Source organism: Capilliphycus salinus ALCB114379 (genome assembly GCF_047276495.1).
Taxonomy (GTDB): Bacteria; Cyanobacteriota; Cyanobacteriia; order Cyanobacteriales; family Microcoleaceae; genus Capilliphycus; species Capilliphycus salinus.
The window spans coordinates 5,114,339-5,135,449 of record NZ_CP178543.1 but is presented as its reverse complement, the minus strand read 5'-3'; the positions used below and the strand labels follow the sequence as shown (position 1 = coordinate 5,135,449).

The following is a 21,111-nucleotide window of genomic DNA, read 5'->3' as shown; positions in this document are numbered from 1 at the left end:
ATTGATTAATAAAAAAAGAGTTAGCTCCAAATAGAAAATCCGGCTAACTCTCCCTTTTTACCGATGCAATTTTTAGTCAAAACTGATGGGGGCTGAGAATGATATTTCAGAGCAACAGCCCAGAACTTTATTCGCCAGTTTGTTCACCTCGCATTTTAATAATCTTCGCAGGAACTCCTGTGGCGATCGCATAATCGGGTAAATTTTTAGTGACAACCGCACCCGCTCCAACGATACAGCCTTTACCAATCTTAACGCCATCTAAAACAATAGCACCGGCGCCCAACCAAACATCATCCCCAATTTCAACAACACCTTTAGTATAAACGCCCTGTTCCATCATGGGAATATCCAAACGGTTGGTAATATAACGCCCTCCTCCGATATAACAATTCGCCGCAATTAAAACCGAACGACCAATAAAAATCCCGCCTCCAGAAGTTAGAATTGTATTACAACCAATATCGGTTTTTTCTCCGATAGTAACGGGCGCTGTTTTCCCCTGAATCACACAATTTCGAGAAATAATAACAGAATCCCCGATATTAATTCCAGTGTCACCCGCCCCGCTCGCATCAAGCATGGCATAATCATCAATTGCCACACCATTTCCTAAAGAAATTCTGCCGGGGTGACGCAATACAATACCCTTGCCAAAAATAACACTTTTCCCCACCTGTTTAAACAGACGGGGATAGAAACTTTTGCGGGTGATATAGCCCAAACTTCCGGCTAAATTTCCAAACAATAAAGTGGTGAGTTCATAGGATAAAAAAGGAATAAACTCCGTTGTCCCAACCGCCTTTTCCTGATATCGTTTTAAAGCCGAAGACTGATTTTGATTCAGTTGTTCGGAGAGGGGAACTTTGGCGATTTTCTGTTGTTCGGGTGCTACCATGATGATGTAATCTTATGATTTTTTCAGGGAAATCCAACCGTTATCGACATACCATTGAGCGAGTTCTTTTAACCCGTCTTCGTCGGAGTGAGCGGGGGTAAAATCGAGGATATTTCTCATTTTCGAGGTATTAAATGAGCGATCTTTTGTATAAAATGCCAATCGCCGCCGATAAATGGGAGGTTCAATCCCCAAGGGGCGAAACATGAGTTCAAATAGATCACCAATGGCAAAAACCGGGGCGGCTGGAACTTTCAGAAATTGAGGAGAAACGCCGTAATAATCCCCAATTAAAGCGACCATATCCTTAAACGTCATCGCTTGTTTGCTACCACAAATAAACACTTCCCCGACGGCTTTCGGATGTATGGCGGTAACAATAAAAAAGTCGGTCAAATCATCGACATGAATAAAATGCAGTAAATTCCCGCCATTTCCAATCACGGGGACCCTTTTTTTCGCCACCCATTTATAGATTTTCAGAAGGCGTTTTTCTCCGGGTCCGTAAATTCCCGCAGGGCGAACAATTGCCACCGGTAAACCTTGTTGAGCGCCAAATTCTTTAATCCACTGTTCTCCCTGAAGTTTGCTTGATTGATAAACATCTCCCGGTTTTAACGGACAATTTTCGTCTCCGGGGGGATTGTCAACATGACCGTGAACGCCAATCGTTGAAACGTGAACAAAGCGGCGAAAATCCGGCTGTTTGAGGGCGGCTTTTGCTAACAGTTGGGTGCTGAGAACATGAACGTTATAATAGCCAATATCGGGGGATTTTGCCTCTCTAAAGGGCGTGACCATATGAAAAATATAGTTCACCCCTTCTATGGCTTTGTTAATTAATTCTTCATCAAATACATCGCCCCTGAACCATTTTATCGGCATTCCTTCAAAGGATTCAATATTAGAACTCGGACGGGCGATCGCGACAACTTCTATTCCTTGATTGACTAATTTTTTAACCAGAACTGAACCTGTAAAACCCGTTGCTCCCGTAACGAGAGCGCGAGAACCCTGAGGCAATTTATACTGAGATTCGGTGATAGTCATCTTGACAACTGTGGGAGAAATTTAAGGTTAACGGGGTGTAAATTTAGCTATGATCGGAGAACCCAACCAATAGGTTAATCCTAATAGTCTCATCGATTGTTCTAGTTTAGATGAAACGCCGGGAGATTTCAAAGTTCGATGCAAAACCATCGGCCAGAAAAATTGAGCATAACGTTCGGTTTGTTGCCAACCTGCGGCTTTAAAGTAGTTAATTAACTTGGGTTCTTGATAAGTAATAAACGGTCGAGTATTGCCTTCGAGTCCTTTTTTCACTTTAAATAACAAAGGTGCAATTGAGTTGACACTGCGAACCGTCGGATAATCAACAATCACCGCTTTTTTTGCCACTCTCATTAATTCGCTCAAAAACTTTTCCCACTGGGTAACATGGGCGAGAAAACGATAACTAATCACCACATCAAAAGCATTATCCGGGTAGGGTAAATCCAGAACATTTCCCACTTTAAACTTGCAGCGATTACTGTCTAACCAGGGTTGAATTCTGGCTTGACAAACCTCGGCACTTCCCAACACGGTAAGCTGATAGTTATTGGCTATTAAAGGCGCTGTAATTTGTCCGTGTCCGCCACCCACATCGAGAACCGTCGCCTGAGGATAGGCTTGAAGCATTTGTAATGTTGCTTCGGTTTGAATGTTTAACATCCAAGTTCCGACAGTACCGGAAAACCGGGAAGCATAGCCTTCTGAAGATGTTTCTATATCTGCGGTTTCTGGAAAATTAGAATTGACCACCATATTTTCAACCTTTTTGTTTAGTTTCTGCGAAAATTCACCGTTTTATTCTTGATTTTGATAGCGAACTTTAACTTGATTGCGAATAAAATTCCAAGGGGTTTGTAAAGACCCGTAAGGATGTAATATGGTGTCGGGACGAAGCAAAATTTCCTTCATACTGTTTCCGGGTTCTTGTGAATTAAATGAACCCCGAACTTGAAACCCAAAACTTCCGGGTCGGCTGGTTTCACAAGTGAGAGGAAGGGGGTCGGTTCCGGGTAAAATTCTTAATCCTTTGGCTTCTGCGAGTTGAAAATAAGGGGGACGGCGCCAAAAAATCGGACGTCCGCCATTATCTCCGAGAAATAAAGGAGAAGAATCATCGGAGTTTAACAGGTTATTTAACACTTTTCCCCGGCGCCCCAACCATTTCCCAAACCCCCAAGGAAGTATGGGTAAACCGCCCGCATCTCGAATCATTTTTAAGGTGTCTTGCAATGAAGAACCATCGGGAAACGTTTGTTCGGTGATTAAGGCTAAAACTTCCAGGTTTTCCGAGGTGATAATCTGACGACCGGCGATTAAATACATCCCTTGATTTTGGGAATTTTCGGCATAAATTGAGTGGCTTTCCCCGGTTTGTTTAAATTGCCATTCTTTTATGGTTTTATGATTTTCGGCATAGTCTACTAAAGTTTCAAACCAATTCTGATCGCTGGTTTCGGTTAAAAACAAGAGGTAAAACGAGGGTATTTGTTCGGGAAGTTTGGCGATGGTTTTTTGAAAGTTGTTAAAGGCCGAATCGAGAAACTGTTCGATGGAAAAACAGTTATAAATATGAACGTGGGCGTCAGCTAGAATTAAAGGTTGGGCGGAATTAATCGATTTTGCTAATAGAGAAGTCATCACTAAGGCTCGCAATGGGATCGGTTTCGGGTGTCGGGTGTTCGGGTTTAATGATGCAATTTACATCGGTAATCGCTTCAGTTTGATTTGACTATTTTATTCTACCAATTTTCGAGATTGGCTTTGTTTCCACAACCATAACCCCGCTAGAATGATCGCGGAGTAACCCAACTCCCAACTGACAAAGACTAAATGACTGGGATCAAATAACCCTCTGGAATGATGAACGCCGGGAAAAAGGGGTAAAGGAGATTGAATGTAAACATCCGAAAAGGGCGAGAAGATTTGTACGCCTAACCCGCCTGCGGTAAAAATATCTAAGAGTAAATGGGAACCGTATAGGATTAAGGTCCAGCGGATTAATTTTTGAGCGGAAAACTTTCCAGACCACTGTCCTAATAAACCGATAATTAAACTCAAACCAACGGTAAAAAGCAGGGTGTGAGTTAAGCCTCGATGAAATCGTTCTCCGGTGAGTAATTGGGGGAGAAAATCTAAGTCGGCTGCGACCGCCAAAAAAACCCCTAAAAAACTCTGCCAATGATAGCGTTTTTGTTTTTTGCTCGGGGCTGACTTTAGGGGAAATAATTCAGATAAAACGTATCCGGAAACAGCGTGAGCGATGGGAGAAGGCATAATTCAAATTTAGTCTGCTTTTGTTTTAAACACCAGATAAAATTGGAGTATGATGCTCGTTAATCTTCCAGACCTGTTGAAGTTCTTGTTGGAGTTTGGTCTGACTCCAATTCAACAGATTAGCCATTGTTTCCGCACAAAGTTGTACAGAACTCTGCTCTAATTCGCCTGCACTTCCGAGTTCTGTTCGTCGAAACACCACATCACTTAAGGTCTGTGCCATTTCACAATCAACAGCATACAAGACTTGGGCCTTGAGAACTGCATCATCCGATGAACTAGGCTGAGGGAATTTCTTCAAATAGCCTAACACATCTTCATAGACAGAACCATAATTGTAGACTAAACTCCGAATGGTCTCCTCTGGAAAACCCTCGGATTGTTTTGTTGTGATTTCCCGCCGTAAGAAAGCGGAAAAATCGGCAATTTCTCCCCCATAAAGTGGGGTTTTAGCCGATACCGATGGGGGCGATGTTTGACCCCAAGATTTAAACACTTGGTCAATGGTTTTTTGGGCAACATCCCGGGCGGTTGTATATTTAACACCAACCACCGAAATTAATCCCGGAAGTCCTTCTTGGGCAAAATCGCGAATTTGATATTGTTTCAGCATCTTAGGTTCGCCTGTTTTCGGGTCAATTCCCTTGTATGGAAGCTGACCTTGATGCACAAATAAGACATCTTCTCGGGTTAATTTGGCGGGGGGATAGGCTTCGTTAATTTCGTTGATAAATCCTTGAATCGATGCTTCGGAAATTTGAAACTCATCCGGGTGTTGAGCCTCGACGCCTTGCCAGGTTCCAATCATCGATTTTCCCCGCCAGGGAGAGACAAACCAAAACCGTCCTTTACCCGGTAAACCGACAGCATAATCCTTAAATAAAGGCCGGGTAATGACGTTCATCGCCTGGGCTAAACCCATTTGATGAACATCGGGTTGAGGTTGAACTAAACCCAACACAGAATTCACCCAAGGGCCGCTCGTATTAATAACGGTTTTCGCTTGAATTTCAAAACAATTTCCGGTAAAAACATCGGTTACTTTCACCCCGGTAATCCGATTTTTATCTTGCAAAAATCCGGTAACTTTGGTATAATTAGAAATGTTCGCACCCGCTTCAACGGCCGAGTGTAAAAATGCCAAAGTGAGCCGCTCAGAATTGTACATTTGAGCGTCATAAAAAACAGCCGCCCCGGTTAATCCGTCTATCGTTAAACCGGGAATTAATTTTTCACATTCGGCTTTAGAAATCACTCGACCTTGGGGCAGATGTTTTTGAGAATCCGAAAGTCGATTGCGGTCAAAACTGATTAAATCATTCAGTTTTAACGCCACAGAAAGGGGCAACATTACCCTTGGTTCCGTATCCGTAAGTGGGAATTAAAACCCGGAGGGGATGAACCAAATGCGGGGCGATTCCCATTAAAGTTGTTCGTTCAGAAATCGATTCTCGCATCCGTTTGATATCAGCCGTTTGTAGATATCTCAATCCCCCGTGAACGGTTTTTAAACTGTTGGCGGAGGTGGCGCCCCCAAAGTCGGATTGTTCTACCAAGGCGACGCTCAAACCCCGTGAACTGGCTTCCCAAGCGACGCAGGCGCCGTAAATTCCCCCTCCAATAATCACAACATCGTAGATATTTTCAGTTAAAGTAGCAAGGCTTCTTTTCATTGCTCTTGTGGGATTATTTATTCTAATCCTACTTGGAACTGAGCCGGAAAGATTTCATGCTGTAACCAACGATAAAGACTGTTAACGGTTGTGCGAAACGCACTGTAACTGTGTTTGTCTTGAACCATTTGTTTTCCAGCACTTCCCAGTTTTGAACACAAGCCAGGATTGTTAATCAATTCAATCATAGCCTGAGAAAACTCTTCTGGTGTAGGTTGAGCCAATTTAGAAATTTCCGGGGTTAAAACTTGGGTATGAGTTAACAAGTCCGTTGCTAAAACCGCTTTACCGCTATCCAAGTAGGAGTAAACTTTCATCGGGGTGTTAATACCCTTCGTCCGAGGTGAAACTAAAATATCTGCTTGGGACAGATAAGCACTAAGATATTTGGCGGGTCGTTGACCGATAAAATGAACTTTCTTAGCAATTCCCAATTCGGCAGATTTGGCTTGATATTTTTCAATTCCCGCCTCATCTCCGCCGATAATTACCAAGTCTACTTGGTCGGTTGATTGTAAGGCGAGTGCAAAACTATCGAGCAACAAATCAATCCCTTGATACCCTTCTAAATTCCCCACATACATCAAGATTTGATTTTCGATCCCGAGTTCTTGACGGATGTCTTCTGTAACGTCACTGGTGGCATCTTCTAACAAAGAGATATCCGGTAAAATCGTAACTTTTTCGGGTTGATAACGGGCGATATCTTCTGCTATTGCATTGCAAACCGGAACCACAGCTTTCGCATTTCTAACGGCGATTTTCTCGAACCAATTAAATACTCCCGCCAAAGGTTTAAGTGATGGTATTTGCTCGATCATCTGTTGGGCAATCGAGGAATCCATATCATAAACATAGGGAATTCCAAACATGACTTTCATCAGTAAGGCAATAAAAACCGATTCTTCGATAGCTTGAATCAGGTCATATTTTCCGCTGAAAGCCAGTTGCATCACCTTGAAGATCATCAAGAAGTCATAAACCAATTTCTTCCAAGAAAATCCGGGGCGAACGTTTTCGACAAAAGGAACTTTCGGGGTTCTGTAAATGGTAACGTTTTCTAAGGTGATATCTTTTCCTTCGGGAAACGTCACCACATCAACTTGATGATGATTTTCTGATAACGCTCTTAAAAAAAAGCCCGTATTAATTGGGGTTCCTCTATCTTGATAGAAAGGATGAGGTGCTAAAAATAGGATGTTTAAGCCGTTAGCATCGTCAAATGGATCTCTGGGTTGCTTACGAAATCTTTTAATTTGATGGCGGACAACGCTTTTTTGCTTCGATTTACTGTTGGCAGTGAGTACCATTTTATCCCTCTAAAATTTGTAGATATTGCAGAAGAATTTAAGCCAGAATTGACCTGACTTTTTTACTTTTTCTGATTTTTTTTCTACTCAAACTTGACCACTGTCTTCAGCTTGAGGTGTTGATCAAGAATAGGTTGGGGCTAAGTAGAAGGATGCAAAATTCCAACTAAATAACACCCTTGTTCTGAATAATCATGTTTTATTCCTTACTATTTGAATCCTAACGCCTAAGTTCATCAAAAGTAAGGGGAGTTGTGTAAAACATTGGCGGAAACTGCACCAATTTATGTAAAGCTTCGGTAAAGCGAATGTATCATTGTCTGTTTAGACCAATCCGTATTATACTGATATTCCTGCCCAAATATGCAGATGAACAAACTCCTCATCGGTATTTTTTCGAGGATGCGCTAGTTAAAATACACATCTATACTTACGAGGTGATGGCAGCCAGCACCAGGAATGGGGAATAGACAACAGCAGGGGTCACTAAACCCCGAAAAAATTAAATCTTTTTGAATAATAAACGTAATAAAACTTAATACTGTTCTAAATATCGCTTTAATTCTCTGGCCATCCGTTCCATTCCCCGCTTCTCATCTTCTCGAATAAACGGTAAAAACAGGCGCGACAACCAGCCAGAAAAGACTTCTCGATGAATATATTTTGTGCGTCGGACCCCAATTTCTTGCAGTTCAAACCAATATTCTCCGCGAAAACCCGGAATTTCACAAACCCAACTCAAACAGACGGGGGGTTGTACAACTTTCACGAGAGACTGAAACTCCGTATCTTCATCTGCGGGACTGCGCCACACCGATAATTTAACGATTTTATTGATCTCAAACCCCAAACTTGAATCGCGATCAAATAAAAAACTATTCCAGTTCACCCAATTTTCTTTATGATACAGCACCCGCCAAACCTCCTGTGGGTCGGCATTAATCTCAATTTCGGTATAAAGCGTTGACATTTTGATAAAATATGGAAACAGAAAATCGGCTATAATTTTTATTAAAATTTAATGTCTAATTCTGCCTGTTGGACACCTCTCCACGCTCAACTGCATCGAACCCTAAGAGTGCGTCAACTTTTACCTTCCCAGCAGCGGCTTTTGGTCGCGGTATCCGGCGGACAAGACTCGATGAGTTTGATTAAACTGCTTTTAGACTTACAATCGAAATGGGGTTGGGACTTAGCCATTGCTCATTGCGATCATCGTTGGCGCTCCGACTCGGGGGCGAATGCTGACTATATCGAACAACTCGCCCGATCTTGGCAACTTTCATTTTACCGCCAAACCGCCCAACAAATTCCCAAATCCGAAGCCGATGCTCGTCGCTGGCGTTATCAAGTCTTGTCCGAACTGGCTTTAACTCACCATTACGCCTACGTCGTTACCGGTCATACCAAAAGCGATCGCGCCGAAACGCTATTATACAACTTAATTCGCGGCAGCGGCGCCGACGGTTTACAAGCCTTAACCTGGAAACGTCCTTTAGACCCCCAAACCGATATTAATAATAATACGAATAATAATAACGACACTAATAATAACGATACTAATAATAACGATACTAATAATAATATCTGGTTGGTGCGACCCCTGTTAGAGATTCTGCGATCGCAAACCGGTCAATTTTGCCAAGACCAACAGTTAAAAATATGGTCCGATAGCACCAACGAAGACCTAAACTATGCTCGCAACCGCATTCGGGGTGAATTAATACCCTACTTGCAAACCCATTTTAACCCGCAAGCAGAACAAGCTTTAGCCCAAACCGCAGAATTATTACAAGCCGAAGTAGACTACTTAGAACAAGCCAGCGAACAACTCTATCAACAAGCGATCGCATTTGAACCCAATTCTACAAATCTAAAAATCAACCGCCTGATTTTACGCCAAGCGCCACTAGCCCTGCAACGTCGGGTGATGCGTCGCTGGCTGCAAGAAATTTTACCGACATCCCCGAGTTTTGAAATGATCGAAAAATTAACCGCTTTAATCTCCGCTCCCAACCGTTCCCAAACCGATCCCTTTCCGGGAGGAGCGATCGCCAGAGTTGACGGAGAATGGATATATACATTTTAGCCGATGGTCTGACCGGACTTTGTTTCGTTAATATTGTTTTAAAAATAAGGTCACGCTGAAACATCACTCAGCACGGACAGCATTCCGAAGCCGTTGATGCTTAGACCATCTCGCCTTCGGGCTGTTCTGAACCCAAATTACAATAGGAAGCGTTTCTATGTACTTACCTGTCTGGCCCGGTAAACCTTATCCTTTAGGCGCACTTTGGGATGGTAAAGGAACAAACTTTGCACTCTACAGTGAAAATGCGGTAGCGGTTGAGTTGTGTTTGTTTGACAGTGAAGATCAGGAAACCCGACTTTGGCTAACAGAAGTCAATAACTTTATCTGGCACGGGTACATCCCCGGCATTAGCCCCGGTCAACGCTACGGGTTTCGCGTACACGGCCCCTATTCGCCCGAAGAAGGTCATCGTTTTAATCCCAATAAACTCCTCATTGACCCCTATGCCAAAGCCTTAGACAGAGAAATACAGTACGGAGAAGAAATCTTTGGCTACCGTTGGGATGGCGAAGATCAAGACTTGTCCTTTTCCGAACTTGATGACGCCCATCTGGTCCCCAAAGCGGTAGTTATCGATGAAACGTTTGATTGGGAAGACGATCAACTGCTCCGCATCCCCCAACACGAAACTATTATATATGAGATGCACGTCAAGGGCTTTACCCAACAGCATCCCGACATTCCCGACGAACTGCGAGGAACCTACGCCGGACTCGGACATCCGGCAGCCATTGCCTACCTTCAGTCTTTGGGCGTGACCGCAGTAGAGTTAATGCCCGTCCATCATTTCCTCTCTCAACCCGGACACTTAATCAAAAACGGCCTGAAAAACTATTGGGGTTACGATTCTATTTGCTATTTTGCGCCCCATCAGTCTTACGGCGCCGATCAAACCCCCGGACAACAGGTGCAGGAATTTAAGGAAATGGTGAAAGCCCTGCACGCAGGCGGCATTGAGGTAATTTTGGATGTCGTTTACAACCATACCGGAGAAGGCAACCACATGGGGCCGACATTATCACTCAAAGGAATTGATAACGCGGTTTATTATCGTTTGGTCGAAGACGATCCCCGCTACTACATGGATTTTACCGGATGCGGGAATTCGCTCAACGTTTCTCACCCGCAAGTCTTGAAGCTGATTATGGATAGCTTACGCTATTGGGTGCTGGAAATGCACGTTGATGGTTTCCGGTTTGACTTGGCCTCGGCGTTGGCGCGAGAATTGTATGAAGTCAATAGTTTGGCGGCATTTTTTAATATTATTCACCAAGATCCGGTATTGTCGGATGTGAAACTAATTGCTGAACCTTGGGATGTGGGAGAAGGCGGTTATCAAGTGGGGAATTTTCCGATATTATGGTCGGAATGGAACGGAAAATATCGCGATACCGTGCGGGATTTTTGGCGGGGCGAAGATAGCTTGCTGGCCGAATTTGCCTATCGGTTTACCGGAAGTTCTGACTTGTATGAAAGTAACGGCCGTCAACCCCACGCCAGCATTAATTTTATCACCGCTCACGATGGTTTTACCTTAAACGATCTCGTTAGCTACAACGAAAAACACAACGAAGACAATTTTGAGGAAAACCGTGATGGGGAAAGCCACAACCGTTCTTGGAATTGTGGGGAAGAAGGCGAAACCGATGACCCGGAGATTTTGGAGTTGCGAAACCGTCAGCGACGGAATTTTTTGGTAACGTTGCTGTTGTCTCAAGGGGTGCCAATGTTAGTCAGCGGCGATGAATTGGGACGCACTCAATTTGGTAATAATAATGCTTATTGTCAGGATAATGAATTATCTTGGCTCGATTGGAATCTGCCAGATAGTAATGCGGATTTACTGGATTTTGTCCGTCAGTTGATTGATTTTCGTCGCCGTCATCCGGTGTTTCGTCGTCGCCGTTGGTTCCAAGGACAGGCGATTCATGGCTCGGCAGTCACCGATCTGGGTTGGTATAATCCTGATGGCGGTGAAATGACCGAAGAACAGTGGAGTATGGGTTTTGCGAGAGCGATCGCCGTTTTTGTCAATGGGGAAGAAATTCCGGCGGTGGGATTCAAAGGTGAGCGGATAATCGATGATAGTTTTCTGATCTTTTTTAACGCTCACTACGAGATGATTGAGTTTAGTTTACCCGAAGGTTTAGGCGATCGCCAATGGCGGGTGATCATCGATACGAAAGAACCCTCTTTTATCAGCGATTGGGTTGTTTATACCGAGGATAAACCCGTACCCGTAACCGCCCGTTCGGTGGTGGTTTTACAGCGGTGTTAACGGCTTAGTTGTTCGGCAAAATTTGAATTGAAATTAAAAGCTAAAAAGGTCGGGAACCTGCCACCGTTCCCGACTTAATTTATTGTTGAAATTCAAGGTAAAAACAGCGGAAAATGCGTCAAAAAAGCAAAGCTTTTAGAATTTGACGCACCCGAGAATCTGGCTAAATCAGTTAGACCAACGAAGTAGAAGTGAAGACCTAGACATATTGGAAGCTGTCGTCAGTTAAAGACAGTCCCAAAGTGTTATCAACAATTCCAATGATCTCTTGCTTATCTTGGCCGGTGTAGAAAATGCGGGTAGAAGTTCCGTCGTCTCTGAGGTTATATTTATCCGGGCTGCCATGAAGTTGAATCTTATCTTCTAAAGGCTCAAACCCGAAAATTTGACCATAATCATTCCAACTGTTGCTGCTGGGGTCTTCATCCATGTAGTAGGGTGTTCTTGCATCTCCGAGAACGAACAGGTCGGACTTGTTAGGCGTTCCGGTTAGCGCATCTGCCCTTTCACCCTTTCCGGGTAACAGATCGTTGGGGTTAACATTACCAATGATCGGGTCATACTCACCGTTGAGGTTGTCGTTGTTCGCAACAGTATTATCACCGACCCCATTCTCACTGACTGAATTTTCATTCGTGCCGGTGGTGTTGTCTGTCGCGGTTTCTGTTTGCGTGACTTGGGAGTTGACTGGTTCTGTTTGGGTGACTTGGGAGTTGACTGGTTCTGTTTGGGTGGTTTGGGAGTTCGTTCCAGAAACGTAGGTAAATACGCTGCTGGTTAACGAGGTGGGAACGGAATCGCCGGAAATCGTTGCCACCATCTCTCGGGTTCCTTCGCCCATGTAGAACAGGCGGCCACCTCTGAGGTCATAATCGCTGGCACTGCCGTGAAGTTGAATCTTATCTTGTGAACCGTTGAACCCGGTAATTTCAGCCCGATCGTTCCAACTGTTGGTGGTGGTGTCGCCATCGACGTAGTAGGGTTTGGTGGCATCCCCGAGAATGAACGTGTCCGGCCCGCTGGTTCCTTTGAGTTCGTCAATTTCACCTTTTCCGGGTAACAAATCGTTGGGGTTAACGTCGATGATTTGCCCGCCGGAACCACCGCTGTTACCGCTGTTACCCGTGCTGGGTTCGGGAGCGGGTTCGGGTGCGGGTTCGGGTGCGGGTTCGGGTGCGGGTACGGGTGCGGGTACGGGTGCGGGTGCCGGTGCCGGTGCGGGTGCGGCGCTGTCAGAAACGTAGGTAAATACGCTGCTGGTTAACGAGGTAGGAACGGAATCACCGGAAATCGTTGCCACCATCTCTCGGGTTCCTTCGCCCATGTAGAACAGGCGGCCACCTCTGAGGTCATAATCGCTGGCACTGCCGTGAAGTTGAATCTTATCTTGTGAACCGTTGAACCCGGTAATGTCAGCCCGATCGTTCCAACTGTTGGTGGTGGTGTCGCCATCAACGTAGTAGGGTTTGGTGGCATCCCCGAGAATGAACGTGTCCGGCCCGCTGGTTCCTTTGAGTTCGTCAACTTCACCTTTTCCGGGTAACAAATCGTTGGGGTTATCCACACCAATGATTTGCCCGCCGGAACCACCGCTGTTACCGCTGTTACCCGTGCTGGGTGTCGGTGCGGGTACGGGAGCGGGTACGGGAGCGGGTACGGGAGCGGGTACGGGAGCGGGTGCGGATGTTGTCGGCCAGAGGTTGGGTAGGGTGCCAGAATCGAGCGTAATCACCCGCAGACCGTCAACGGCCGATTGACTGGTAAAGTTAACTTCTAAGATGTTATTGTTGGCTCCCGTGATCCTGACGGTATCTTCGGGAAGTCCACCGTTTGGCCCCTCTAGGGTATTTCCACTTTGTAGAACCCTAGCTCTATAGCCAACCAGTTCGTCGTTACCATTGAGAGTTTTTAAGGTGCTGGCGTTACCAAACAACTCATCATCAGCCATGAAGCCCAGAATCGGCCTGTCAAACTCAAAGATGCCTTTAAATTCTTTGCGCGAACCCGAGTCATTTTTCATATAGATAAAATGACTGTCAACAACGGTACCGGCTGGAATTGTTCCTAAATTATTGAGATCGTCCCAATCTTGAGGATCGTTGACTTTGACATCTTGGGAGAGGGTAACATTTTGAGCTTCGTCAAAAAATAGTAGGTTCTTACCGGATGCGGGCGCCCACCAACTTGAGTATTTAAAGGCCGAGTTGCCTGTGGCATCATCTAACCAAAAATCTTTGACATCACGATTGCCATCACCATTTCTATCTGAAATCGGTTGTGCTTGTCCGCTAAAACCAACAATTGCCATTGAAATCTCCTGAGACTGGGGTAGTTGTAATCCGTGAAAACACGGTGACGATTGCTTCATTTAAAAGCTAACATCGACCCTCCCCAAAATGACAGATAGTTTTGTAAAGATCGAGTAAAAATTCTGTAAAAATTATGTAAATTTGCTGCGGATAAACTGGAGCTAGATAATACCATATCAATTCTGCTACATCAGGAAAAATCCTTAAATCTCCCTTGAAAAGATGGACGGTGAGAGAGGATAAAATTTGGGGTCGAAAGTCTTACCGATTAAGCTCTATCGGGCGTTTACTCATCGGGATTTTCAACCCGTTATGATTTTTTATTGTCTGATTAAAAAGATTGGGAACCTCAAAAATCCCCAATCTCAGATTAGAATATGAAAATAACAACTGATTTCGACGGACTAGCGCGAAGGAGTTTCCATATAGTCGGGTCGAAAATTCTCGTTCGTTTTTTGTACTTTCAGAGCGGGTTCATATCCTTCGGCAGCGCTGCGAGTTTGAGCAATACTCGACAATAACACACCGTAGATCACTTTTGATAAAACATCAGCCATCGTGTAGAGGAACTGTCTGATCACAACACTCCAAGTTCCTAACTCGGGGAAGATCTTCCAGAAAAATGGCATTAAATAAGCTACCGGATATAACGTCCAAGAAATTAGAATTAAAATCCAAACAGTACCCATTGTTTTAGAGGCTGTGTGGGGTAAATTGTCCCGAGTCCGAAAGATTAAGCTACCCACCAAAAACAAAATGTAGATATAAAAGACGGTACTGACGGCACCCCAAATCAGAAAACTCAGAGTATTGGTCACTTCAAAATACTGTCCAATATATCCGGTATAAATCATTAACAATCCGGCTGTAATAAAGCGTCTGCGCGTTTTTCTAAATTGACCGGGTGACACATCCAGCAGAAACAACATTTGAGTCAACAGACAGGGAACGTCTATCGACCAGTTTAAGTACCGATAACCATTGGAAAAGGTATTATCGGTCAGTCGCCAGATCCCTCCCTCAAAGTCAAAAGCCTGCGACCATCCGACCAATTGCCACGCTAAAATCAGAAATGCTGACACCATCACCACAGACGAAAGTACCGATGAAGGTTGGTACTTAGGTGCAGAACGTTTGCGGGTGGCGGTAAAATAAACAAAACCGACGGCTTGGGCGCTGACACCCAATACAAGCAAATGAGAAATTAGTTGGTGTTGAAGTGGAGAATAAGTGAGTAGATTTTCTAGATTTAAACCTTCCGGAATTGCACCTTCTGGTATTTGAGATAGATAAACAGATAGATTCAAAAATGAATCAAATAATGAAATCACAACCAACTCCTGAAAGAATAATTTTAGATTCGATCTAATGAGTTGAGATTAAAATACATCCTTCCTGTTTTTTATCTATCTCAAGTTGTATATCTTCTAGTTTGAGCGAGGATTTTTCTCTGCTTTTAGATAGAATTTATCTATCTAAAGTACACTAGAAAAGGGAATAGAAAGCACGGGGCGGGTTCAGATCAGTCACCACCCCACCAACAGAATCAACAGAATTCTCGATCGCCTACAAGCCAAAAACCCGGTAATTAATAATCCCAAGTGTAGGGGCGGTTTCTACAGAATTCTCGATCGCCTACAAACCAAAAACCCGATTTATTTGAAAAACCGGGTTCTTAATCCAAATAAAACGATTATTTTTTCTATTTTTTCTTAGCCGGTGCTTTCGGTTTGGGCGGCCCGAAATAGGCTTTAAAAATTTCGTGGGCAATGGGTGCGGCCGATACCGATCCATAACCTCCCGCTTCGACCGCCACCGCGATCGCAATTTCCGGTTTATCCGCAGGCCCAAAGGCGATATACATGGAATTATCCGGTTTTCCAGGAATTTCTACCGTCCCGGTTTTCCCGCCCGTTAACGGAATAGAACCATCATTTAAACGGCGTCCGGTTCCTTCTTTAACCACAGAAATTAACCCCTGACGAATCACATTTAACGTAGCCGGAGAAATCGAGGTTTTCACCCGTTCGGTTTCCGGTGTATTCGTTTGAGAAGCGAGTAAATGCGGTTGAACTCGCCATCCCCCATTGGCAACCGTCGCCGTCATCACCGCCAATTCCAACGGCGTAACCAACACCAACCCCTGACCAATAGACATCGAAACCGTATCCCCAACATACCAGGGTTCACCATATATTTGTTCCTTTTCGGCGGGCGTGGGAATTTGACCGTGATTTCCACTATCAAGTCCCAAAATATCCAAATTAATTGAACCGCCAATCCCCAATTCTCGACCCCATTTAGAAATTTGTTCGGGGCCTGCTTTCATCCCCACTTGATAGAAAAAGGTGTTGCTACTAACGGTTAATGCTTTTTCAAATCCAATCACCCCATAACCCGCATTATTGTATTCGTGGAAAGAAGTATCCCCCACAGTAATCGCCGCCGAAGTCATCAATTTGGAATTGGGTTTAAACTTACCCGACTGCATCCCGGCAGTGGCGGTGACAACTTTAAAGGTACTTCCGGGCGGATACCCTTGCATGGCGCGATTGAGAAGCGGATTTTCTGCCCCTTGCAGTCGGTTCCATTCTTTTGCCGTTAACTGACGGGTAAAGAAATTGGGGTTAAAACTGGGACCGCTTGCCATGACTAAAATCGCCCCGGTTCTGACATCAATTGCCACGGCCGCACCCCGTCGGTCGCCCAATTTTTCCTCGGCTATTTTCTGTAATTTATAATCGAGAGTCAGTTGAACGGGTTTTCCTGAAACCGGAGATTGTAAGCCCAATTCTTGAATTTCATTTCCTCTGGCATCGACTTCTACTAAACGATTTCCCCAAACGCCTTCTAACTCGGAATTGGCTTTATTTTCGATACCGGTTTTCCCCACAATCATCCCCATCGGATAATTAGGATTTGCCTTTAATTCATCGAGGGTGGCTTCTCCGATATATCCTAACAGATGAGACGCCAAAGTATTATGAGGATAATAACGTCTGGATTCGCCTCGAATTTCAATCCCTCTGGATTTGCCCATTTCTTCGGCCAAAGCGATAAACATCGAAGGATTAATATCTTGGTAAATTCGCACCGGAAGCCGTGAACGGTATCCGGCTTGTTCGAGTTGTTGTATAATTTTAGTATCTGGTATTTTCAGAATTGTGCTTAACTGTTTGGCGGTTTCTTGCCACTGTTCGGGGGTTTTTTCTTGCGGCCACAAATACACCGAACGAGACAGACGACTGGTGGCGAGAACTTCTCCTTTGCGATCAAGTATTTCACCCCGTTTAGCGGGAACAGGAGCCAAACGCAGACGATTTGTTTCGGCCCAAAGTCGATTATATTCCCCTTCAATGATTTGCAATTTTGCAAGCTGAATGCTAAAAACACTCATTAATCCTGTAATCACCAGCAGCAGAATTATCCCTTTGTGAAAACGGGAACGTCTCACGGTTGAATCCTGCACGTCGGGAGCGGTGGTTACATATTTCGGTTGATAGTCAAATAAGGTTTCTGTCGCCATAGGAATTACATTAGAGTATGATTTGATTGCATTATTTCTTATTCCCGATGAAGGGAACTAAAAATCCGGATAAGATGATTAATTTTCTTCAACTCAAGTGAAGATAAAATGGGAAATGGTAAGGGTTTTTTTTACGCTGAAATCTTCCCTGGAATTCCCCAAGGTCTTAATTTTCCGGTCTGCTGCAACAGAGATGAAGATTAACCGCTTCTGTTAGCCTTCTTTTTTCATTCTTCTGAATGGGTCGGGCTAGTCTTCTAAAATTTAGCAGTTTTATTCCTAAACTCCAGAGGCTCATCATCAGTTTTCAGCCATCTATTTTAGAGTAGGGAAGATAAAAACAGATAGATTGATTGGGTGTTTAATTCGTTTTATCGAGGGTTGCTTTTAGGCACGTTTTACGGTATCTGTTTCTCTTTTTTAGGGGCGATTTCCTGTTAATAATCCCGTTGCTTTTAACCCTTGAAATCGATCTAAAATTTCTCCGATTTTAGATTAGTTTTTGAGTTTTTTCTGTCAGCTTTTTACCTCCATTTGATTTAATGCGGTTTGATACCTTTTGACTTGAATATCTATTCCGGTAATTGCCGTCCCAACCACCACAGCATAAGCCCCCAATTCGAGCGCTTTTTGGGCGGATTCTGGCGAAGAAATTCCCCCTTCACAAATCACCGGAATTTCCAGGTTTTTTACCATGTTTTCCAGCAATTCAAAGCCGGGAGGAGAACAATTTTCAGTTGCTTTTGTATAACCATAAAGGGTTGTCCCGACAAAATCTGCACCCCCTTTAGCGGCTTCTATTGCGGCTTCTAGGGTGTCTACATCCGCCATGACCTGTTTACCTAATTCTTGCTTAATTTTCAGAATCAGGGTGTTTGCGGTTTCTCCGTTGGGACGGTTTCTTAAGGTCGCATCTACGGCGATAATATCAGCCCCGGCCTGCGCGATCGCCATTGCATCTGTAAACCGAGGTGTGATATAAACTTCATAGCCGGGAATCTGTTGTTTCCACAGTCCAATGATGGGCTGAGTGATTTGTTCTCGCACGGCTTTGATATGGTTCGGTGTATCGACTCGCACTCCGACCGCACCTTGATTAACAGATGCTTTTGCCATTGCTGCAATTATAATCGGATCGTGCAGGGGAGAGTCAACCGGCGCCTGACAGGAAACGATTAAAGATTGAGGTGGAATCAGGTTTTGATCATAGGTCATTGTCAAAATGAACTGGTTTTGGTTAGATCTTTGATAATCTAACTTATAATCTAACGGAGAATCGTTAACAGCGGTTTAATCTTTTATTGAGATTTTATATTTCTTAATTTTTTAGAATTTCTAGACTTAGAATTTCTAGACGTTAAGGACGCAACCGCTGCGTCCCCAGAATGTTTTTCTGTTGCAGTTGTCTAATTTTCCGTTAGACTTCTGCTTGAGTTGTTTTTTGGGAAATCTTCTCGTTCGATAACAACCTGTATTTGAGAGTATACCCGAAATAGCTAAATAAAACAATCACAACCGCACCAATTCCAACCGGACTCGGTATCCAAAAAACCGCTTCTAAGTGATTCACTTCTCCGGGTTTCAAAGTCCAAACCCGTTGACCCTTTTGTTTGGATATCACCGTTAGGGGTTGGGGGTTGTCGGGGTTTATCCCATCAGTTTCTATCAGTTTTGCACCCCAAGGGGTATTCAAACTAAACTGTAATTCTAACAAATCTCCCGAATTAATTAAAACCTGTTCTTTTGCAGTCAGTAACGCCAGGTCTCGCAAATCTAAGTCCAAACTTAAATGATTTCGCAATACAAAAACAAAATTATTTTGTTTCAGGTTCAACTCCGAAGAAAATTGGGGTAAATCATCATCTAACTTATCTTTAAATCTCTTATTTTTTTCCGAATCAACCGGATTAAAAAACCGTTCAAACTTTTCTTTTAAATCCGCCCCATTCCCAAACGGAATCGTAACTAAAATTTCCCGATCCGAAACCTTTTTAGTTCGTCCTCCAACCCGTCTAACCCGACCTTTGAGACTGCGGACCCACTCATTAACGGCATCCCGACTAAAACCCGTTAAACGTTCAGATAGCTGTATTTTCTGCTGAATTGTTCCGTAAGTTTGGCTGTTAAACTCAATTCCCACATCGTATTTAACGCACCCACTCAGCAACAAACCCGTTAGAAAAACGACTAATAGAGTCCTAATTGTTTTCATCGCCTTATTCATAATTTATAATTCATAATTGATTAAGACTTACGGGCGGCAACTCCCAACTCTTGAAACAACAAACTGGGAACATAAGATCCTCCGCCCACCCATTCCGGGCGATCGCCAAAATCCCCCAACCGTTTAAACGCCTCAAAAATATTACCCGCTACCATTGTATTCTTCAACCGGCCGACAATTTCACCTTTTTCGACTTTATAACCCAAATCCAAATTGACCGAAAATTCTCCCGCCAACTGGTTGGACTGACCGGCCCCCCAACACTTGATCAACAATGATCCCTTCATCCATACTGGCAATTAAATCTTCTGTAGAGGTGCTTCCCGGACTCATACAGAGATTCGCCAAAGAAGGACCCGGACGAGATAACCCACCGCGAAACCCGTTTCCAGTCGGTTCAACCTGACCTCGAACCGCCCACTGTCTATCCCAGTAAAACCCTTGAACGGTGCCTTTGTCAATTAAAGTTTTACGAGTGGTTGGAGTCCCTTCATCGTCAAAATCACAAGCATTCGGACCTAACTGGGGATCTTCTAATAAAGTTAAACGAGAATCAAATAAAGTTTGACCCAATTTATCACTCAAAGGCGAAGATTTTTGTACAACCGCCTGACCGGATAACACGGTTTTAAACAAACGTCCCAACACCATCGCCACCGCCCTCGGCGTAAACAAAACCGGAAAAGATCCGCTAGAAATGGTTGCTTTTTGTTCGGCTAACTGGTATTTTTGAATTAAATCCGATAACAATTTCTCGCTGTCGAGGGGGCGATCGCCAGCGATATCATAGGTGTAAATTTCCAGAAAATCTTCACCCCGAACCAAATTTCCCCCCAAACTTCCGCTTAAAATTTGATGAGATTGTTCGGCAAAAACATCGTCAGTTGTGGCAATTTGTATAAATTCCGTTTCGATCTCAAAGTCAACATTAACCAGAATTTCACTGTTGTAGTTGTGAACTTGTTCGATTAACGATTGACCCAATTCTACCAATTCTTGAGTTGTGGGGAAAGTGTAAGAGGTTTTCGGTGTTGAGTGATGATAATTTTTAGCAAATTCAAATTCTACCGGATCAGCAATTTCTGCGGTTTGAATTGCCGCTTCGATCAGATCGTCGAGTCGAGTCAAATCTGTAGAACTGGCAAAACCCAACTTCCCGTTAGAAATCACCCGCAAAGCCACGCCTTGTTTTGCTTTCGTTTGTAGAGATTTGAGGCGATTATTCTCAAACTGAATCGGCGTATCTTGAGACGAGAGAAAGTACACCTCAGCCGCATCGACCTTTGGAGTTGCCCGCTCTAACAGTTGCTCTAAAATTGAGTTTACCATGAAATCGCTGTTGATAGCTTCCTTAATAATAAATTTAGAGGCGATCGCACCCGCAAAGCCCCTGAGTCGATTTTACCGCTCGGGGGGAAAGATTGAGTATTTAATTTTCTCCCAAAAACCCGGTGCGCGATAAAGTTACCGGGTT

General features: G+C 44.0%; 18 protein-coding genes. 2 read left to right on the top strand and 16 right to left on the bottom strand.

Translation table 11 applies throughout. The annotated features are described in order from the left end of the window. Nucleotides 1–127 precede the first annotated feature (127 nt). The 9 genes from ACL6C3_RS20800 to ACL6C3_RS20760 all read right to left on the bottom strand — a co-directional run bounded on the left by ACL6C3_RS20800 (nucleotide 128) and on the right by ACL6C3_RS20760 (nucleotide 8,178). Entirely contained in the window at nucleotides 128–898 is a 771-nt protein-coding gene (locus ACL6C3_RS20800) for an acyltransferase (protein WP_413160953.1), read from the bottom strand. A gap of 12 nt (nucleotides 899–910) precedes the next feature. After that, the gene (locus ACL6C3_RS20795; protein WP_413160952.1) at nucleotides 911–1,948 is read right to left on the bottom strand and encodes an NAD-dependent epimerase/dehydratase family protein; all 1,038 of its coding nucleotides are present in this window, start codon (nucleotides 1,946–1,948) and stop codon (nucleotides 911–913) included. Nucleotides 1,949–1,975: 27 nt separating this feature from the next. Further along, entirely contained in the window at nucleotides 1,976–2,704 is a 729-nt protein-coding gene (locus tag ACL6C3_RS20790) for a class I SAM-dependent methyltransferase (RefSeq protein ID WP_413160951.1), read from the bottom strand. A 42-nt stretch (nucleotides 2,705–2,746) separates the two neighbouring features. Beyond that, on the bottom strand, nucleotides 2,747–3,589 hold the full coding sequence (locus ACL6C3_RS20785) for a hypothetical protein (protein ID WP_413160950.1): 843 nt from the start codon (nucleotides 3,587–3,589) through the stop codon (nucleotides 2,747–2,749). A 96-nt stretch (nucleotides 3,590–3,685) separates the two neighbouring features. Next, entirely contained in the window at nucleotides 3,686–4,225 is a 540-nt protein-coding gene (locus tag ACL6C3_RS20780; RefSeq protein WP_413160949.1) for a metal-dependent hydrolase, read from the bottom strand. A gap of 25 nt (nucleotides 4,226–4,250) precedes the next feature. Beyond that, complete coding sequence (locus ACL6C3_RS20775) at nucleotides 4,251–5,576, bottom strand: glycerol-3-phosphate dehydrogenase/oxidase (RefSeq protein ID WP_413160948.1); 1,326 nt, start codon at nucleotides 5,574–5,576, stop codon at nucleotides 4,251–4,253. Beyond that, on the bottom strand, nucleotides 5,542–5,898 hold the full coding sequence (locus ACL6C3_RS20770) for an FAD-dependent oxidoreductase (protein WP_413160947.1): 357 nt from the start codon (nucleotides 5,896–5,898) through the stop codon (nucleotides 5,542–5,544). The genes ACL6C3_RS20775 and ACL6C3_RS20770 overlap by 35 nt, the downstream gene beginning before the upstream one ends. Before the next feature lie 17 nt (nucleotides 5,899–5,915). Then, a complete protein-coding gene (locus ACL6C3_RS20765) occupies nucleotides 5,916–7,208 on the bottom strand; it encodes a glycosyltransferase family 4 protein (RefSeq protein ID WP_413160946.1) in 1,293 nt (430 codons plus the stop codon). Between the two features lie 535 nt (nucleotides 7,209–7,743). Continuing rightward, complete coding sequence (locus ACL6C3_RS20760) at nucleotides 7,744–8,178, bottom strand: SRPBCC family protein (RefSeq protein WP_413160945.1); 435 nt, start codon at nucleotides 8,176–8,178, stop codon at nucleotides 7,744–7,746. Between the two features lie 51 nt (nucleotides 8,179–8,229). Between ACL6C3_RS20760 and tilS the strand changes: the two genes are divergently transcribed. Together tilS and glgX are read left to right on the top strand one after the other, a co-directional pair. After that, on the top strand, nucleotides 8,230–9,297 hold the full coding sequence (tilS, locus tag ACL6C3_RS20755) for a tRNA lysidine(34) synthetase TilS (RefSeq protein ID WP_413160944.1): 1,068 nt from the start codon (nucleotides 8,230–8,232) through the stop codon (nucleotides 9,295–9,297). Between the two features lie 157 nt (nucleotides 9,298–9,454). After that, nucleotides 9,455–11,578: a glycogen debranching protein GlgX gene (glgX, locus tag ACL6C3_RS20750; protein ID WP_413160943.1), complete on the top strand. Its 2,124-nt coding sequence runs from the start codon at nucleotides 9,455–9,457 to the stop codon at nucleotides 11,576–11,578. 199 nt (nucleotides 11,579–11,777) lie between these two features. On the opposite strand, the gene ACL6C3_RS20745 is transcribed toward glgX, so the two are convergent. The 7 genes from ACL6C3_RS20745 to ACL6C3_RS20715 form a co-directional block, all read right to left on the bottom strand. Then, on the bottom strand, nucleotides 11,778–13,886 hold the full coding sequence (locus ACL6C3_RS20745; RefSeq protein WP_413160942.1) for a hypothetical protein: 2,109 nt from the start codon (nucleotides 13,884–13,886) through the stop codon (nucleotides 11,778–11,780). Nucleotides 13,887–14,291: 405 nt separating this feature from the next. Further along, nucleotides 14,292–15,194 (bottom strand): bacteriorhodopsin, encoded by a 903-nt coding sequence (locus ACL6C3_RS20740; protein WP_413160941.1) that lies wholly within the window; start codon nucleotides 15,192–15,194, stop codon nucleotides 14,292–14,294. A gap of 395 nt (nucleotides 15,195–15,589) precedes the next feature. Continuing rightward, nucleotides 15,590–17,413 (bottom strand): penicillin-binding protein 2, encoded by a 1,824-nt coding sequence (mrdA, locus tag ACL6C3_RS20735; RefSeq protein WP_413160940.1) that lies wholly within the window; start codon nucleotides 17,411–17,413, stop codon nucleotides 15,590–15,592. A gap of 516 nt (nucleotides 17,414–17,929) precedes the next feature. Continuing rightward, nucleotides 17,930–18,628, bottom strand: coding sequence for an N-acetylmannosamine-6-phosphate 2-epimerase (locus tag ACL6C3_RS20730; protein ID WP_413160939.1), 699 nt, complete (start codon nucleotides 18,626–18,628; stop codon nucleotides 17,930–17,932). Nucleotides 18,629–18,830: 202 nt separating this feature from the next. After that, nucleotides 18,831–19,625 carry a DUF3153 domain-containing protein gene (locus tag ACL6C3_RS20725; RefSeq protein WP_413160938.1) on the bottom strand — a complete coding sequence of 265 codons (795 nt, stop codon included), beginning with the start codon at nucleotides 19,623–19,625 and terminating at the stop codon, nucleotides 18,831–18,833. A 32-nt stretch (nucleotides 19,626–19,657) separates the two neighbouring features. Then, nucleotides 19,658–19,924 carry a metallopeptidase TldD-related protein gene (locus ACL6C3_RS20720; protein WP_413160937.1) on the bottom strand — a complete coding sequence of 89 codons (267 nt, stop codon included), beginning with the start codon at nucleotides 19,922–19,924 and terminating at the stop codon, nucleotides 19,658–19,660. Next, complete coding sequence (locus ACL6C3_RS20715; protein WP_413160936.1) at nucleotides 19,833–20,966, bottom strand: TldD/PmbA family protein; 1,134 nt, start codon at nucleotides 20,964–20,966, stop codon at nucleotides 19,833–19,835. Before ACL6C3_RS20715 ends, ACL6C3_RS20720 begins: the two co-directional genes overlap by 92 nt. Between the last annotated feature and the right edge of the window lie 145 nt (nucleotides 20,967–21,111).

Bases quoted from the DNA above. Each gene is read 5' to 3' on its own strand.
- glgX (WP_413160943.1), top strand. From the start codon at position 9,455: ATGTACTTACCTGTCTGGCCCGGTAAACCTTATCCTTTAGGCGCACTT.
- ACL6C3_RS20765 (WP_413160946.1), bottom strand. From the start codon at position 7,208: ATGGTACTCACTGCCAACAGTAAATCGAAGCAAAAAAGCGTTGTCCGC.
- mrdA (WP_413160940.1), bottom strand. From the start codon at position 17,413: ATGGCGACAGAAACCTTATTTGACTATCAACCGAAATATGTAACCACC.
- ACL6C3_RS20780 (WP_413160949.1), bottom strand. From the start codon at position 4,225: ATGCCTTCTCCCATCGCTCACGCTGTTTCCGGATACGTTTTATCTGAA.
- ACL6C3_RS20775 (WP_413160948.1), bottom strand. From the start codon at position 5,576: ATGTTGCCCCTTTCTGTGGCGTTAAAACTGAATGATTTAATCAGTTTT.
- ACL6C3_RS20720 (WP_413160937.1), bottom strand. From the start codon at position 19,924: ATGAAGGGATCATTGTTGATCAAGTGTTGGGGGGCCGGTCAGTCCAAC.
- tilS (WP_413160944.1), top strand. From the start codon at position 8,230: ATGTCTAATTCTGCCTGTTGGACACCTCTCCACGCTCAACTGCATCGA.
- ACL6C3_RS20730 (WP_413160939.1), bottom strand. From the start codon at position 18,628: ATGACCTATGATCAAAACCTGATTCCACCTCAATCTTTAATCGTTTCC.
- ACL6C3_RS20760 (WP_413160945.1), bottom strand. From the start codon at position 8,178: ATGTCAACGCTTTATACCGAAATTGAGATTAATGCCGACCCACAGGAG.
- ACL6C3_RS20800 (WP_413160953.1), bottom strand. From the start codon at position 898: ATGGTAGCACCCGAACAACAGAAAATCGCCAAAGTTCCCCTCTCCGAA.
- ACL6C3_RS20745 (WP_413160942.1), bottom strand. From the start codon at position 13,886: ATGGCAATTGTTGGTTTTAGCGGACAAGCACAACCGATTTCAGATAGA.
- ACL6C3_RS20715 (WP_413160936.1), bottom strand. From the start codon at position 20,966: ATGGTAAACTCAATTTTAGAGCAACTGTTAGAGCGGGCAACTCCAAAG.
- ACL6C3_RS20795 (WP_413160952.1), bottom strand. From the start codon at position 1,948: ATGACTATCACCGAATCTCAGTATAAATTGCCTCAGGGTTCTCGCGCT.
- ACL6C3_RS20725 (WP_413160938.1), bottom strand. From the start codon at position 19,625: ATGAAAACAATTAGGACTCTATTAGTCGTTTTTCTAACGGGTTTGTTG.
- ACL6C3_RS20790 (WP_413160951.1), bottom strand. From the start codon at position 2,704: ATGGTGGTCAATTCTAATTTTCCAGAAACCGCAGATATAGAAACATCT.
- ACL6C3_RS20785 (WP_413160950.1), bottom strand. From the start codon at position 3,589: ATGACTTCTCTATTAGCAAAATCGATTAATTCCGCCCAACCTTTAATT.
- ACL6C3_RS20770 (WP_413160947.1), bottom strand. From the start codon at position 5,898: ATGAAAAGAAGCCTTGCTACTTTAACTGAAAATATCTACGATGTTGTG.